The organism is Fructilactobacillus sp. YLN 2412, assembly GCF_059488745.1.
In genome coordinates, this window is the sequence record NZ_CM183165.1 from 902,834 (window position 1) to 919,324 (window position 16,491).

The 16,491-nt window shown below is 34.1% G+C and carries 13 protein-coding genes; all 13 read right to left on the reverse strand.

The features are described from left to right. Positions 1–56 precede the first annotated feature (56 nt). The 13 genes from AC0GLR_RS04510 to AC0GLR_RS04570 all read right to left on the reverse strand — a co-directional run bounded on the left by AC0GLR_RS04510 (position 57) and on the right by AC0GLR_RS04570 (position 16,490). The gene (locus AC0GLR_RS04510) at positions 57–1,010 is read right to left on the reverse strand and encodes an N-acetylmuramoyl-L-alanine amidase (protein ID WP_495604284.1); all 954 of its coding nucleotides are present in this window, start codon (positions 1,008–1,010) and stop codon (positions 57–59) included. Between the two features lie 15 nt (positions 1,011–1,025). After that, on the reverse strand, positions 1,026–1,505 hold the full coding sequence (locus AC0GLR_RS04515) for a phage holin family protein (protein WP_495604285.1): 480 nt from the start codon (positions 1,503–1,505) through the stop codon (positions 1,026–1,028). A 52-nt stretch (positions 1,506–1,557) separates the two neighbouring features. Then, complete coding sequence (locus AC0GLR_RS04520; protein ID WP_495604286.1) at positions 1,558–4,329, reverse strand: SGNH/GDSL hydrolase family protein; 2,772 nt, start codon at positions 4,327–4,329, stop codon at positions 1,558–1,560. Positions 4,330–4,332: 3 nt separating this feature from the next. Continuing rightward, the gene (locus AC0GLR_RS04525; RefSeq protein ID WP_495604287.1) at positions 4,333–5,967 is read right to left on the reverse strand and encodes a phage tail protein; all 1,635 of its coding nucleotides are present in this window, start codon (positions 5,965–5,967) and stop codon (positions 4,333–4,335) included. Positions 5,968–5,971: 4 nt separating this feature from the next. Next, on the reverse strand, positions 5,972–6,805 hold the full coding sequence (locus AC0GLR_RS04530) for a phage tail domain-containing protein (RefSeq protein WP_495604288.1): 834 nt from the start codon (positions 6,803–6,805) through the stop codon (positions 5,972–5,974). A 22-nt stretch (positions 6,806–6,827) separates the two neighbouring features. Next, the gene (locus AC0GLR_RS04535; RefSeq protein ID WP_495604289.1) at positions 6,828–12,323 is read right to left on the reverse strand and encodes a phage tail tape measure protein; all 5,496 of its coding nucleotides are present in this window, start codon (positions 12,321–12,323) and stop codon (positions 6,828–6,830) included. Between the two features lie 225 nt (positions 12,324–12,548). Continuing rightward, entirely contained in the window at positions 12,549–12,914 is a 366-nt protein-coding gene (locus AC0GLR_RS04540; protein ID WP_495604290.1) for a phage tail tube assembly chaperone, read from the reverse strand. 160 nt (positions 12,915–13,074) lie between these two features. Further along, positions 13,075–13,683 (reverse strand): major tail protein, encoded by a 609-nt coding sequence (locus tag AC0GLR_RS04545; RefSeq protein WP_495604291.1) that lies wholly within the window; start codon positions 13,681–13,683, stop codon positions 13,075–13,077. A gap of 11 nt (positions 13,684–13,694) precedes the next feature. Next, a complete protein-coding gene (locus tag AC0GLR_RS04550; RefSeq protein WP_495605419.1) occupies positions 13,695–14,057 on the reverse strand; it encodes a DUF806 family protein in 363 nt (120 codons plus the stop codon). A gap of 9 nt (positions 14,058–14,066) precedes the next feature. Beyond that, positions 14,067–14,495: an HK97-gp10 family putative phage morphogenesis protein gene (locus AC0GLR_RS04555; RefSeq protein ID WP_495604292.1), complete on the reverse strand. Its 429-nt coding sequence runs from the start codon at positions 14,493–14,495 to the stop codon at positions 14,067–14,069. Continuing rightward, on the reverse strand, positions 14,495–14,845 hold the full coding sequence (locus AC0GLR_RS04560) for a phage head closure protein (RefSeq protein ID WP_495604293.1): 351 nt from the start codon (positions 14,843–14,845) through the stop codon (positions 14,495–14,497). Before AC0GLR_RS04560 ends, AC0GLR_RS04555 begins: the two co-directional genes overlap by 1 nt. Beyond that, positions 14,832–15,137 carry a head-tail connector protein gene (locus tag AC0GLR_RS04565; RefSeq protein ID WP_495604294.1) on the reverse strand — a complete coding sequence of 102 codons (306 nt, stop codon included), beginning with the start codon at positions 15,135–15,137 and terminating at the stop codon, positions 14,832–14,834. The genes AC0GLR_RS04560 and AC0GLR_RS04565 overlap by 14 nt, the downstream gene beginning before the upstream one ends. Before the next feature lie 9 nt (positions 15,138–15,146). Then, the gene (locus AC0GLR_RS04570) at positions 15,147–16,490 is read right to left on the reverse strand and encodes a phage major capsid protein (RefSeq protein WP_495604295.1); all 1,344 of its coding nucleotides are present in this window, start codon (positions 16,488–16,490) and stop codon (positions 15,147–15,149) included. Position 16,491 lies beyond the last annotated feature (1 nt).

Here is a 16,491-nt window from a genome sequence, read left to right on the forward strand (position 1 = left end):
TTGACAAATTATATTAAAAAAGTAAAAAGTTTTACATACACAGGTTCATGTAAAGTTTATTTAAACGTTCCCCAAGCATTTCCACCTACCGAGCGAACTGGACAGTACAATGTTTTACCATTGAAACCAGTGTAAACAATCCATACATAACCGTCATCAATTACGTATCCATAATATTTAACACTAGCATAAGCTGGTAGCATACCAGATTTGGTGCCGCTCAATTTAGAATTGTAGCGAACCTGAATTCGTGTATCGCCATTAGTAAATGTACCATTTTCTAAGTGTAATCTGCTTGTAGTAGCAGGTGTTGCTAGCTTAGATGGATTAACTGGTTTACTTGGTGCAGGAGCAACTGGTTGTGATGGGGCTGGTGCTTGTCCATCAATGCCATATTGTACGTCATGAGCAAATTGAGCTTTAGAAACACCCATTTGTGCTAGATATCCGTATGGATCACTATGGTCACCTTGAATGTGTTGAGAAATCCAGTTGTGAGATTTAACACCAGTATAATTTTCACTATCCAAAGTTAATGGAATACCAAAACGTTGAGCACTCTCACGCAATAAGTTTACATAAGTAACATAGTTAGTTCTGAATTGGTGTGGGTTACTCGTTTCAGCTAATTCTATTTGGACTGGTGCATTCGCATTGGCCCATGCATAAGCACCCCAGCTTTGGTAACCTGGTTGGCCAACTTGAAATACTTGACCAGCGTTACCTTGATTATCATTACCAACGATATATTGTACATAAGCACCATTAGAATCCCATGTTCTTTTTTCAAACGCTGCGTTATTTTCTGCAGAAGCATTAGGAACACCAGTTTCGTGAGCAACCACAATCTTATTATTAGCTGTGTATGGTGAACCTTCATTACCAGTTAGCGAATAAGTTTGCCGAATATCTGATGCATGAGTTGGCTTAACTTCATTAGAAGTTACGGTAAACAAAAAAGCTGCTGCAAATGCAACAACTCCAACGGTTAATTTATTCTTAATTTTCATTTCTATACTCCCTTTTTATAATTTCTTTTCGTTTTCGTCTGGAACCGGGTCATCTGTGTGAATTGATTGTTCACGTTCTTTTTGCTCAATCTTTTTGTTGTCAAAATATTTTTTCCAACTATCTTTAAAAGGTAGTCCTAAAGCAATCCAATTCTCCATTACACTAGATCCTTGAGCAAATGCCAAGAATGTAATCCCTGCATCACCTACATAACCAAATCCCATCATGTCTACAAACGGATAAACAAACATCGGAACAACTACAATCGCTGTATGCTTTGCAATACCTTTAATTGAAATGGTTGAATTCCATTTTCTTAATGCAAATCCCCTAGCTGCTCCCAAAAACATATCTGCAAAAGTCGCAAAGATTAAAATTTGAAACATGATTGAACCAAATCCTTTATCTAAAGAACTAAAATAAGTGTGATAAAACATATGTGTGTGATTCCCTAAATGAAACAAAGCAACGTTTAATAATAAATTGTGGTACATTATCCACCTACCTTTCTCAAAAATAAAAACACCTACTATTTGCTAGTGGTGTTTAAAATCCTAATTTACTAATGACTGAGTCACCGATTAACTTCATACCTCTATCTCCTGGGTGAAGTGCTTCACCTGGATTAGTGATGGTCCATTGTGTCCCATCAATGCCAGTTCTAGTAGCCCCAACTTGTGATTTGTTTGCTGAATTATCTTTATACATTGTGATATCAACTAACGTTGCCCCAGTATTTTGAGTTGCTGTTCTGACTTTATCCATTAAATCATCATTAACAAACCAACCCGCAACCCATAAGACTCTAGCTTTCGGTGCGGCTTGCTTAATATCGTTAATTAGGTTCTCAGCATCTTTTTCAAATGTTGCAGCTCGGTCAGCACTATTAACATTATCTACCAATTGAATGATTACTAAATCAGTATCAGCGTACAAGTATGGCTTGATTTCTTTTTGAAAGACATTCTGCCGATCAATTGAAGTAGTAGATGATTCCCAATCCGAAACATTAGCACGGGAATTTATTGAAACTCCTGAATTTTGAGACCTAATATATTCAGTTACGTAATGGTACCAATCATGGTATTGATCACTAGCTGCCATACCAATATCGCCACGTTCCTTAGTCAATGAATTACCAAAGATAGCAACTCGATTAGGAACCATCGAAACTGTACTTAAATTACCGTTGTTATCAACGACCAATCTAAAGTTTTTCCCATTAGGGGCTTTAATCATAGTTGTCCCAGCGTTATTAATTAATTGCTGGGTTTCTTCATTTAATTTGGAAACATCTTTAGAAACACTATTAACTGTTTCAGAAATATCTTGATCGATGACAGAATAACTAAACGGAATTAAATAACCAGTTTCATACATCATCGGACCTTTATATTGCGGATCAGTAGAATTATGATGATCATCTTGAATAAGTGCTTTTGAATACTTCAAATGATTGTCATCTGGTTGATAAACCGATTCACCACTTAAATCAACAAAAACCTGGTCGCCATTTTCAACTGGAATCTTTAAATGCTCAACATCTAAGGAACTATAACCACTGGGAAGATAAAGGCTAAATGAATTACCATCAACGATTAAGTTGTGCTGATCAATTTTACCAACTGTAAATGTCCGATTACCGGGAATTTTAACGTAAATATTAATGTTTTTCAGCCAACCGTTTTCACGTTGATAAATATAACCCGGAGTTGCATTTTTTAATCCAGAAACACTAACTGGCTTAGCACTATCAAAATATTTAACATTACCGCCAATGTTTTTAACGTTTCGATTGTTTGTATTAGTAACTAAGTAACCTAAGTCATCTTGTAAATTACCAAAGACTTGAGTATTTGAGATTGATAACTCTGTAATTCTTAACCCTTTATTTTTCCCACCGGCAATAACTGTTAATGGACCATCAACCCCTACACCTAATTGATTAATTAGAGCTGGATCAATTTTAGCGTTCACTTCTGATTCTTGATTACTAGTAATTTCTCCAATTTGATTAGCTGGATCTAGTGGTTTATCTCCTACAGTTAAGAAGACTCCATCATTGTTGCCATCAAAAGTTTGTCCTTTGATGTGTAGATATACTGGCTTAGTAGTGTCGATATTGTTATTAGCAGAGATTGAAAAACCACGGTTACCTGATCCATCAAAACTGGCTACAATTTCATCACCATTAAATTGAAACTTATCAGACGGAATTAAATTCCAGCCGCTTAAAGTACTAACATCAATTCCATTACTTCCGATTAAGCCAACTTGAGTCTTAACATTACCGTGGGTTAAGTCGTCCATTTGTTGGGTAAAACTTTGAGAGTTATTAGTACGATTAACCATTAAATTATCGATCACCATTTGATAATTAGTATGGCAGGCAAACAATAAATAGAATTTGTTTCCAGTTACTTTTTCTGCTAATAAGCCGGTATCGATTTTACATTGCCGATGAACTTCGCTAGCACTAACACCAAAAGTATCAAACTGTTTAATCAAAGCTCCGTTTTGGTCTACTAAGTAGATATCAATGTTATCAGCATTAGTATTAGAAGTTTCATAACTTTTCGAAGTCACATAATCGAAGTTTAAATAAATATTCTCACCAGCATTTACTGGGTGATCCATTTCAACTGGAATCTGAACACCAGTATCGCCACTTCCAGTATCAAAGACTACTCCCGAACCACTAGTAAAAAGATTGCTGATTGAATCACTATCTGGCCAAGACTTAGCACGTTTGGTCAAAGCAAAACTATCTAAAATAGTTGCATAGTTGACTTTATTAATTTCTGGATCAGACAAGGTTTTATCAACCATTTTAGAATAATCAATTCCATCATCTGGCAAACCAGCAGCTTGGTAAACACCAAAATCTTGCCAGTTGCCATTATTCCAAATGTACTTATGGCCATTATCAATGGTTACCATAATGCCAGGCTTGCCGTGTGTATAAACATTTTGTAGTGCGGATAAATCTGGAAAAGTCTCTGGACTATCCTGAATTTGGCCTAATTCATTAATTATTTCATCTTTATCAGCTTTTTTGTTAGCAGTATTTAAAGCATTCTCTGCCACGAATTGCATTGCGTCTAAACGTCCCTTTAAATTGCTAAACATATCGCCATTAACATCTAACCGTGCTGATTGGACTTCATCAACACTTGAAGCCGGTAGATTTTTATACATTATCGCTACCTGCTTGTAGACACTATTAAATTCTAGTCCAACGCAATTTAATGCATAGTTTAATTGATCTCGATAACTATCATCAAAATACAACGAACTAATTTTTGGAATAAATCCCATGTTCTATTCTCCTTTTAATTTCGGTTGATTTAAAACTAACCAATCCGTTAATTTATAGCCTTTGTTAATTTGTAAGCAGGCAAAATATGCATTCCCAGGTTCTTTATCAACTCCGATTTCTAGTCTGAAAGATTTAGCTTCTTTAGGTGTCTCAATATCAGTTAGTGAAAAATAACCCCAAGAATCAGCTGACGTTTTTAAAGTAGCGTTGGTTACTGAAAGTGCAGCCCCAGTTCCATCGCCACTTTTGAAAAACACGATACTCATTTTAGGTTTAACTTGTTGATCTGATTTAACAAAGACACGTGCAGACAACTCGGATTCATCAACGGAGTTAGCATTAGTTTGCAACCATGCATCATTACTCATTCTGATACTATGACTATTATTAAATTGATTACTTTCATCAATATTTACATCGCCACCATATCTAAAGTAGCTAAGATTATCAGCGTGCAAATCACCATTTAAAACTAAATTATATTGGCCATTCGATAACCAATAAATGTCTTTTTGCGCTTGATCCATAGTGTGCGAACTTTTATTTTGGTTGGCAACTATGGAATCGTAGCTATTTTGTAAGTTAGTAACTGCTTCATTGGTGTTGTTCAACATTGCCAGCTTGTTATATAGCCTATTGTTATAACGCAAAATTGACATTGCTTTATTATTCAATGTGATTTGTGTTGGGCTATGTGGATCTTTAGGAAAAGTAGTAAAAGCTACTACTTCAACTTTGGTTACATATTTCTGTGGTCTAATTTCTAATCTTCTAATTTCACCAGGAATAACTGGCTGGTTAAAATCTTGTGTTACTGCAATAGAAACTATTGGATCTGGAGACAACTTAGATTCACCGTAAGATTTCATTGAACCAGCATCAGTAAATCGGTCATCACTTACGTCACCACCATCAAAGATTCCCCAAGCTGCAATTGACTCATCATCTTGGACATAAAAAGGATCAAAGTAGTAACCACCACCTTGATCCTCATCTTTTTGTTTCCCAATACAACGTAACTTGTTTAACAAGTTAGTACAGTCATAAGTTATTTGAATTTCATTTGAATCGTGTAAATAATCAATTCGATTGCCTAAATCTTTAGCAAAGACATCGTGTTGATAAAATTTTAAACACTTATTATCAGGAAATACTATGGCATCTGGCCAAGTATCTCTGATTTTTGACAGCATATCTTTACCACTGCCACCACCTAAATTCTCAATTTGTTGTTTCGGAAAGTCACCAATTACTTGGTACGTATACCCAAATTCATTATCAGCTAAAAAGAACGCTAAGACATCATCAATTGCATATGTTTTAACGCCCTCGTTTACATTTCTTTGAAAAACTCTTCCAACATCTGAATACACATGAACAGCAGTTACCTGTTTAATTCCTTGCCCTTGCTTAAAGTCAAAGACTGGTTGTTTACAAATAAATTCTTGTCCTTGCCAAAAGATGGAAGCTTGCGGACCTAACGATTCAAAAGCAATTGAATTATCAGAATAAGCAGTAAACTGCATCTGGTAGTTATCATTTTCCTGCCACTGAATTTGGAAAGAAGAGTCAATAATTGAATTTAACGGCTCCTGATAATCACTTTTATTCCCTTTTACAATTAATTTATCATTCATAAAATCACCCTATATAAATAAATGGGAAACTGAACAAAATATTCATCCAGTATGCCCCGTTAACTTTAAATTCATTCCAACCAGGTTCTAAAATGATGTTGCCATAATCAGTTTTATCACTGGCTGGGTTACCGTTTAAACTAGTTGAAATTCCATCAAGCAATACTTCATCGTTGCCATCGGAATATTGATCATACTTCCAAGAACTTCCATTAGTTAAATTAACCAATTGAATAAACTCACCTTTGAATTTACTTAGTATCTTTAATTCATGTCGCTGGTAATATGGATCAATTTGAATGTCGCTAGCATTATACACACGAAAATATTGATGATGAAACGTGTAGTTCAAATGTGAAATATTAGTAGGCAAATTCATTCCAATTTGCCAACCGGCTTCATCAAATTCATAAAGAGCATCACTATTCATTAATGAATATTTATAACCGTTTGGGTTTTCAAATGGGATAGTAACTATACAATCATGGTAGCCATTCTCAATTGGTTTAATTTCAAAATTACCAGTACGAACATATTGAACAATAGCTGGTTCAGCATCCGTTCTAATTCTCATCAATTTTTTATTCATGAATAAAGACTCAAATTTATGTTTTTGTAATTTATAATCATACCAATCACTAAAATGGATTAAAAATCTTGCATTTACAATCGTTTTATTAAAAACGGAACTTGAAAAGACACTGCCATCAGATCCATTGTCATCGTAATAATTATTAACAATGTTAGGATCAGTATCTAAACCAAGAAATTTAACTTTATTTAATTCTTTAGTAACGTTGATTTCTGACTTATTATCTTTTTTTACACAAAACCACAAATTATTAATCTAGATCATCTCCTTAAAAAGATTGGTAATCTACTATATTTTGATCAAAAGCTTGCTTTTTATACATATCATCGGAATTAAAAGAAGTTTTTAAAATGGCATCTACTTGATTTTGATTGATTCCAAGTAACTCACTAAATAATTTTGTAATTGTATCCAATTTATTATTTGTTTTCTTCATTGAATTTAAAATATTTTGTATTTCTTTATCAGAACCAAAATTATTATTACTAATATTTGGATCATTGGTCGACAAACGAGCAGCACTTTTACCGATTAGCTCCCAAGCACGTGAATTTTTGTTTGGAGATAATGGAATTACAACTTCTGGTTGGTTTCCTTCTCCAATATGAGCAACTTGTTCACTATTAACAAATCCACCGTTAGCATACCAGTTATGAGCATGTCTGAATTTCAAAGCATTACCAATGTCTCCATAACGACCTTTAATATAGCCATACATAGCTTTTAATTGTGTGATAGGATTGGTCTTCCAATCACTTCCATATTTCTCATAAACATCAGAACTAGTTTGACCTAATCCATAATATTTACCATTGCGTGCATTAGCTTTCCAACTAGATTCTTTAGATACAATTTCATTGATTCCGCTGAACCATGATTCAGGAATTCCTGCCTGTTTCATCCAATTTTTATGATCACCTTTGGGACTTTCACTTGGAACTCCACCATCATCAACATCTTCAGAAAGCGGAGCTAAGTTATCTTTAATCCACTTGAACATGTTATTGTCTAACTGTTTATGAACAAATGCATCGATTCCAGAATTACCACTTGATTTTTTATTATCTGAATCATCATTAGAAGATAATCCTTTAACATGATAATAACGAGCTGGCCCATCAACATTTTCTGCCTGCTTAATTGTTGAAACCCCACCTTTTGGCGGATGTTGATTAAACATTAGTCCATGTTTTGGATCAGAAACGATTCCAACATGGGCTTTTTCTCCAGAACTACCAAAATAAACTAAATCTCCGGGCTTAGCTGAATCTTTAGAAATTTTAGATAACTTACCAGAACTTTCTTGAGCAACAGTACTACGTCCGGGATTTATTCCAAAATGTTGTAACGCTTCTTTAACCATTTCTGAACAATCAAATCCACCATAAACATAAGGACGACCATCGAAGTTTTTCATTGCGTATTGCAAGAATTCTCCCATGGAACCAGATCCACCACCAGAGCCTAGAATTTCATCAACTGATTTCCAAACTGAGCTCCACCAATCTCCGGCTTGATCCTTTTGAGTTTTCCAAACATTATCAGAACTTACTTTCTTAAAGAAATCATTGTTACCACCATATTCTTTTTTAGGATATAGCTTTTCAAGTCTTTTCTTAGGATCACTGATAATATCCTTTACAAAGTCAAAGGCTTTTCCAAAATCTGAGAATACACCACCAACGGTACTTTTAATTCCATTAACAAGGTCACCTGCCCCATTTACAATGGAATCAAAAATACCAGTACCTTTATCAAAATGATTAACTTGATTACCAAGAAGCATTTTAGTTTCGGTTGCATTAAGAACTTCAGTCCCAGCAGGAAGAATCCCTTCCCAATTTGATCCTCTAGGAATAAATGACTGTCCATTAGGTAAAATTGCCATTTCGCGGTTACTAGTTTCTGGCGAATCATAACCATCATTAAGCATTGCATGTGTGGGTTTATTAATTGGGTTACGACTAAAACTACTGAGAATTCCTGTACCATTAGCATAATGCTCAGCTTTTCTTTTATCCATGTGGCCACCCAAATGATTAACAATCCATCCTACACTGTTATATGCATTCGTAGACCATGTTTCCATGGTGTTCAAGAAACCCTTGGTATTATCAGACATACCTTTATTATGTTTTTCTACTGCACCTTGTTGTTTAGCGGATGATTCAGTTACGTTCTTATTTTGGTCATGGGCTTGTTTACTAACATCTTGTTGCTTTTGTTCAGCATGATGGACAGTTTTATCACGTTCAGTTTTAGCATTATTGATAGTATCTGTTTTTTGCTTTGAAGCTTTATCAACTACGCCATTATACTGATCATTAGCATTTTTAATTGCATGATTACGTTTATTTTTAGACTCTTGATCATTACCATTAAATTCTTCTTTAGCAGCTTTAATAGTATCATCACGTTGTTTGCGAGCTTTCCCAGTTGTTTCATTATATTGTTTATTAGCTGCATCCGTGACACTTTTATATCGTTTATTAGCTTCATCAGTAACTCGTTTAGTTAACTGTTGAGCATTATAAACCATATCATTAAGATGTTTCTCAGACAGTTTCCCACGTTTCTTATACATTTCTTGTAGGATTTTGTTCTGTTGTTTACCAGCTAATTGAATTTTCCCATTAAGAGTCGTATGAAGTTTAGCTTCATTGGTCGTCATTTTAGATACAAAATTCTGACGTTGTTTATCTAAAGCTTCTTTCTTCTTATTTTCATCACGAATGGTTTTAGTATTACCGGCACCATATTTTCTAATATCATCTTGAATTTTTTTGTTCCATTTTTGTTCAAGTTTTTGACGTGAAGAAGCGTAATATTTAGCCATATTATTACGCTCAGTGGAATTCATTTTTTCAAATTTATTAGCTTGTTTACCTTGTTTTTTAACATCTTGAACACGCTTATTGTATTCATCTTTAGTGATGTTACCGGTCTTCAAAAGTTTTTTAAGGTTCTTTTCCCGCATTTTCTGATGATCTGAATAAAACTTTTTAGATTCCTTATTCAAAGCATCATACGATTTTTTCATTGATAATTTTGGTGGCTTAATTTGGAAATTTTGAAAAGCAGTTTTTTTCCAATTACCAAACCATTTATCAATTCCCTGAGCAGCTTTGTTTTTAGAAAGACTTTTTTGAAGAGCTGGGCCTACTTTTTTACCAGCTTCTTCTCCAATATAACCACCCAGAGCTCCACCAGCCATGGTTCCAAGTGGTCCTAGGAATGAACCTATTCCACCACCAACTGCACTACCAGCTAATGATCCACCTGATCCTCCCAACTTTTCGCCACGATTGTTATCATTCATGCCAATAAGATTTAAACCAGAATAAGCAACATCAGCAACCCCAACTGCACCCATTGCTCTTCCACCAAATTTAGCTACTTTACTTAATTTGCTGGCTTTACTACCATACTTTTCAACACGTGATAATGACTCAGCTTCTTTAGCTCCATTTTTAGCTGTACCAGTTTCACCACTAACACTACTAACAATATTTTCTGCGTCATTAGTAAGTGATGATCCAGAACTTGATTTTGAACCTGGACTTGAACTATCATTATTAGTCTTTTGCAGAGCAATTTGTTCTTCTAGAAGTTTATTACTTTGCTTAATTGCCAGTGCATATTCTTCTTGTGCAGTTTGAGCTTTAGACTTACGTCCGAATAAGTTTATGCTAAAGTTAATTGCTGATCCAATTGCTTGAACAGTTTTAAGTACTCCACCAATCGCAAATGATAATGGACCGATTGCAGCAACACCTAGACCAAAATAAGTGACCCATTGTTTAGTACCATCAGAAAGGTTATTAAACTTATCAGCCATCTTTGCACCAGCTTGTAAAACTTTATTTACTGCTGGTAAAACTGCTGAACCCATAGTAATTGCCATGGCATTAGCATTTTCCTTAGCAGAAGCCATTTGATTTTTATATGACTTCATATTTTTGGTAGCAAGTGTTTCTACATAGTTTTTCTTACTTGAATTCTCGACCTGTTCATCAAGCTTTTTTAATCCATCAGCGTTAGAAGCAAGCAAACTACCTGCTTGTTGTCCAGTAGTCCCAAATAATTTGTGGAATAAGACACCTTTATCATTTTGACTCATAGTCTTAGTATGTTCGTTTAAAATACCAAAAATGTCAGACATTGACTTCATTTTTCCGCTTTGATCAACAAAGTCTTTAGTAGATAATCCAATTTTTTGTAATGCAACAGCTCCATCGTTTGAAGGAGATTGAAGAGAAACTAAAACTTTACGTAATCCAGTACCTGCTTTATCAGCTTCTAATCCATTGTTACTTAAAATACCAATGGCTGAAGCTGTTTCATGAATAGAAAGACCACTAACATGAGCAGTAGATCCAACATATTCCATTGCCTTTCCCATACCTTGAAAGTCAGTAGCAGTTAAATCAGAGGCATAAGCCATATCATTAACGACTTCTTTGGTATTTTTCATCATGCCATTAGTAGACTCAGTCTTCATTCCAAAAGATTCAAGAGTAGCAGTAGTTGAATGAACAACATCATTATAATCATCGCCAGATGCTTTAGCAGCTTCTACTAATGACTTTTGTGCTCCAAGAGCTTGGTTAGTATCATATCCACGTTTAACTAATTCTTTATACCCCTCAGCTAATTTTTGCTGAGATACACCAAATTGTGTTGAATACTTTTCACCGTCTTTATACATCTTGTTGACGTTATTTTGAGCTTCGGCTTGTTTCTCTCCACCAGTAACTGCTAAGTTAGTTACTTCTTTAAATTCATTTTCTAAATCAGTAGCCTTTTTAGCACCATAAGCAAAACCGGCTCCAATACCCATAGAAACAATGTTCATCTTTCGACTAACATCCATGAACTTATCGCCCATACTACCAGCTTTATTACTAACATTAGTTATTTTATCAGCTAATATTGCATTACCTTCACTCATTCGTCCAACAGATTTATTAAGTTCCTTAGTCTTGTTGTTTGCATCTGCCATTGATGTTCCAGTTTCGTTAACTCGAACTTTTTGCTGACTAATAGAATTGTTGGTGTTATTAATCTCACCACGCAGACGACTAATTTCACGTTCTTGAGCTTGATATTCAGCAGTATTTTCTTGACCAGCTCTCTTTAAACTATCAAGTTTATTTTTAGCATTAGTATACTCATTATTTAATGCCTTTAACTTATCTTGATAAGCTGCTAGTTCACCTGATTGTTTCTTATAAAGCTCTCCGTACTGCATAAATGCTGTACGATTATGTGCTAATTCAGCTCGATTAGCTTGGTACTGCTTATTTTCAGCTTTAAGTTTATCTACATAACTTTTATTAACTTCTGAAGACTGCTTAATCTCTTGACGTAATTCAACAATCCCAGTTTTATATCCGCGTAAGCTATTTTCTGCACGACCTAATTGCGCTGAATAATTGCTCATTTGAGTTCTAGTTTTGTTAATTTTGGTTTCTAATTGAGCATACTTACGAGCACCATCTTCAGTATTAGTATTTAATTCCTTTTGTTTATTCTTTAAAAGGTCAATTTCACGTTCTTGCCCAGAAATTGCATTCTTCAATCCATCAACTTTAGCTTGAGCTGCTCCCATGTAGTCTCCAGCACTTCTAAGTTCTGCATTTTGTGCTTTCCATGAACTAGTAACTGATTGAACATATTTCTTTAATGTAGCAAGACTTTCCGTAGCTTTTACAGAATTAAGACCTAAATCAGCGGACATCTGCGTTTCAATCTTTTTAACCATTTATTTTCCTCCTTTCTATAAAAATTTATTTCATGAATTGACTCCAGAAAGCATCTGGATCAATTGGCGGTCTATCCTCTTCTGGGCGAGCTACCATTATTTCGTTCCATCTATAAAAATCTTGTTCATCAAATTCAGATGGGGTCATATGAAACTGAACAAAAGCTTGTTGCGCATTGTAATCAAACTCTTCGATTTTATCCGCAAGAATATTGATATTTTTTCTTATTCGGACTTTTCTGCTTTTGGGTCTTTATCTTCAACCTCTTCTGTTTCTTTACTCATATCAATATGTTGAATTTTTTGTACAATTTCACCTGCAAGATCATCTAATTCAACTGGTTCAATATCATCAATTTTTTTAGCGGTTTTTTCGTCTAAATTAAGCATTTCTGTAACAAAATTTTGTTCAATGTCTAGAATATCCAAACGACTTTGAAAAAAGTCTACATCCGTAGCATTATCATCTAGAACACTTACCTTGTTAATTTTAATTTGAGCTTTTAAAGTTGCCCGTACATTTTTATTTGATTCTTTAACTTCAATGGGTTTTTTAATTCCTAAAACAGATGCATTGATTTTTACAGTCATTTTAATTTCCTCCATATAAAAAAGCCGCCCGCTTCTGCGTACTGTGCATTTCTTGGCGACTAAAGTTTTTAATTATTATTTACTTGCCAATTGTGAATTACTGGTTGATGTACTCTTGGAATCTGATTGTGAAGCACTTACAGAATTAGATTGTGAATCACTATGTTTTACTCGGTGTAGATGTATCAGCACCAGGGAAAAGTTCTTTGTACAAATCATCTTCACTGAATTCTTTATATTTAGATGAAGAGACCTTATATAATTTACCTTCTTTATTACCAACAGCACTAAACGTAATTTGGTCTGTTTGGATTTTAGGTGAGTTATTTTTAGTTTGTGCATCAATGTTACCTTCAGCAAATGTTCCCTTGAATAATGAAATGTGAATGATATTATCTTCCAAATCATTTGTCATAATATCTAATGCACAATAAGGAATATGTGAGCCTTCAGGGTTGTAAAAACCACCTTTACCATCTGATTTTTGACCCAAAATAGCAGCTTTAACATCTAATGGTAAATCATTAATGTTTAAAGCAACTTTAGGCTGTGCAACTCCAGTAGCAATATATTGCACAAAATTATTTCCAAACACTTCTTGAGTGGGAATAGTTAAACCAGTTATGTTAGCACCTGCAGCACCTTTGGCTGTGTTTCCAGTACCATCATAAATTCCATTAGCACCTAGTGCTTCATTTTTAACTACTTGATCTGTATCGTTGTCTAAAATTGATAAACGATATCCTAAAATACCTTGAATTGCGGGCATAAAATTTCCTCCTAAATTTCTAAATTTCGAACAAAATAAAACACCTTGATGACCTGATTTGTATCTGGATCTTCAAAGTGTGATTTTGAATTGGCAGTCTGCCAACCTTGTTCTTCTAGTTTTTTCATTAAATTAATTTCTATTTCATCAATATTTTTATCAAATGAAACACTGTAAAATACTTCAACCTCTACTTCTTGTTTAACTGCTCGAAAGCTGTTGTTTCCATATTGAACAGGTTCATTTAGTGACTCAGTTATTAAAACATTAGTATCTTCGTTGTTAACCTTATAGTCACTATCAAACGATCCAACAAATAAATTATTATACCAACCTAATTCTAATGACTTAATTGAATTACTAATATCTAACATTGCGGGCAACTAATCACCCCATTTTTTATTTAATATGCCAGCCAGAACTTCTGCCTGAGCCGTAAAAACTTTATCTTTTGCTTCATCAATTCCATTGTCGTAAAAATGGTCAGCCGGAATAAAAGTAGTTCCATCATTCAAAAAATGAGCAATTCTTGCATGGTTAATACCACCAGTTGCTTTTGTTTCAAATCCAACCGTTGAATGACCATTTAATAAACCATCAATATCCTTTGCAACAAAAGTTATTGAATCTGAAAGATGTTTAACTCCACCTTTTCTGTGTACATTAAAATGCTTAGATTTAGTAACATCATGTAAATGATTAACTAATACTTTAGCTCCTGCAGATGTTACCTTGGATTTTTCTTTAGCACTTAAATTAACCGTTTTAACTACGTCTTGATACCACTTTTCTAGACCCTCATCTAATTCCATTAAGAACCAACTTTCGAATCATAACGTGAAAGTGTCAAGAAATCATATGACAGATAACTATTATTATCGTTAGCAGAAAGATTAACAATTTTCCAAAGTTCATCCTTAATTTTTACCATTAAAGAATTTTTCAGTTTTTCATTATGACGAACGGCAATCGTAATTGTGTCAGACATTCCCGCAGCTTTAGCTTGAAACACCTGATTCATAGTCCTAGTTCTTGGAGCATAATATAAACTAAATTGTTCTACAAAACCTTTCTTTTTACCTCCCGTATTAGGATTAAAAACATCTTTAATAGTTCCAAAAGAAGCACGATGATTAAATTGATAAGGATTAATTTTTACCATATAATCTCCACATCCTTCCTTTCAATTGATTAACCAAGGCTATTAAAGCTTTATTTCCACCTATTCCAGAAGTACGATCATAATAATATCCAGTTACATATGTTTTGACGGCACGTCTAAACAAAGAATGTTTGTAATATTCTTCAAGTGGAACATTAAAGTCTATTGATCCAGCTACATATTCTTCTCCATTTTCAATTAGATCCTGGAGGATAGAGTTTTCGCCGTCAATATGCAATTCTTCTTGTATCATCTCAACCGTTACTCGTTTTTCAATATCCTCCTTTTCCATGATTTACTCCTATTTAACTAGGCTCAAAAGGTCATCCTTTGTAGCATTAGCATCATAAGTAATTCCATGCTTATCTAAATATGCTTGAATGTCTTGTTTGTTCCATGAACTATCAGGTTTAGATTCTGCTTGATTATCTTGCTCTGGTTGAGATGCAGAAGACTTAACTTCACCTGGTTTCAATGTAACAAAGAATCCAGCATTTTTGTCGGCAACTTTAACGTCATAACGAAGTGCTGCACCAAGAAAACGACCATAGACATTGCTATCTTGCCAGTAAAGTGAAACTTGTTGACGATCAGCAAATAGAATTCCTTTGGCTAAATCTCCAATAAATGCAACACGATCACCTTTATCGCCAAGCTGTACATCTGGAATCTTGTAAACAGGAATACCAAGCAAGTTACCATCTGATTTTTCAGAAATATTTTGCTTAAAGATGTACTGTCCGTTTTTATCCTTCAATAAGTCCAATTCATTAAAGAATGATTGAGAACATACAATCACAGGCATATAACCAGGATCTAATTCGACATTTAAAATCGTCTTTAAACCATCAACCATAGCAGATGGATCAATACTTTTTGCTGTAAAAGTTTTAAGATTTGCAACAATGTCTTTATTAGTAGTATTAACACGCTTTTCTTGTACGTTTTGTACAATTAGTGGTACTAAAGGTACTTGAGAATCAGCAATGGATTCTTCTGAAACTGGGATTGCGCCACGACGAGTAACAATTTTCCAATCAACATTGTCAAATTCGGGTGCAGCTAAATTAGGATTTTTCTTTAATTCATCGGTAGTTGCAAAAGAATCTTCTGCACGTTTCAAGATTGGATAACTACCGGAACCAGTGGTTACTACAGTTCTAGAAACTAATTGCACCAAATCAACAACTGTTTTAACTTCTGCTTGTGGATTGTAGATAACTTCTTTAGGAATAATTGGATCAGCTTCTTTAGTAGTAACTTGAAGAGAACTTTCATCTTTAATTCTTCCTTTAGAATGTAAATAGTCTTCTAAGGCTTTTACTTGTGCAGAGTTTTTAGCTTTGTTTTTAATATCGATGCCATCTTTAATGATTGTTCCATCACTGAAATTATTTGCTAATTCAGCTTCTTCATTAGATTTTTTATCATGAAATTCGGAAACTTTTTCATAATTTTTTTGTTCATTTTCTAATGAATTTTTAAGATTTTTAACCTCTTCTTCGCTTGAATTATCATCAATTAATGAATAATCTAATTTATTTTTAATTTTAAACATTTGAACAGTAGAATCGCTCATCATGCTAGCAAGTTGGTTAGCAGTAAGCCCTTCTAACTGTTCATTTTTTAATAATTGAGTTGTCATA

Bases quoted from the DNA above. Each gene is read 5' to 3' on its own strand.
- AC0GLR_RS04510 (WP_495604284.1), bottom strand. From the start codon at position 1,010: ATGAAAATTAAGAATAAATTAACCGTTGGAGTTGTTGCATTTGCAGCA.
- AC0GLR_RS04515 (WP_495604285.1), bottom strand. From the start codon at position 1,505: ATGTACCACAATTTATTATTAAACGTTGCTTTGTTTCATTTAGGGAAT.
- AC0GLR_RS04520 (WP_495604286.1), bottom strand. From the start codon at position 4,329: ATGGGATTTATTCCAAAAATTAGTTCGTTGTATTTTGATGATAGTTAT.
- AC0GLR_RS04525 (WP_495604287.1), bottom strand. From the start codon at position 5,967: ATGAATGATAAATTAATTGTAAAAGGGAATAAAAGTGATTATCAGGAG.
- AC0GLR_RS04535 (WP_495604289.1), bottom strand. From the start codon at position 12,323: ATGGTTAAAAAGATTGAAACGCAGATGTCCGCTGATTTAGGTCTTAAT.
- AC0GLR_RS04540 (WP_495604290.1), bottom strand. From the start codon at position 12,914: ATGACTGTAAAAATCAATGCATCTGTTTTAGGAATTAAAAAACCCATT.
- AC0GLR_RS04545 (WP_495604291.1), bottom strand. From the start codon at position 13,683: ATGCCCGCAATTCAAGGTATTTTAGGATATCGTTTATCAATTTTAGAC.
- AC0GLR_RS04550 (WP_495605419.1), bottom strand. From the start codon at position 14,057: ATGTTAGATATTAGTAATTCAATTAAGTCATTAGAATTAGGTTGGTAT.
- AC0GLR_RS04555 (WP_495604292.1), bottom strand. From the start codon at position 14,495: ATGGAATTAGATGAGGGTCTAGAAAAGTGGTATCAAGACGTAGTTAAA.
- AC0GLR_RS04560 (WP_495604293.1), bottom strand. From the start codon at position 14,845: ATGGTAAAAATTAATCCTTATCAATTTAATCATCGTGCTTCTTTTGGA.
- AC0GLR_RS04565 (WP_495604294.1), bottom strand. From the start codon at position 15,137: ATGGAAAAGGAGGATATTGAAAAACGAGTAACGGTTGAGATGATACAA.
- AC0GLR_RS04570 (WP_495604295.1), bottom strand. From the start codon at position 16,490: ATGACAACTCAATTATTAAAAAATGAACAGTTAGAAGGGCTTACTGCT.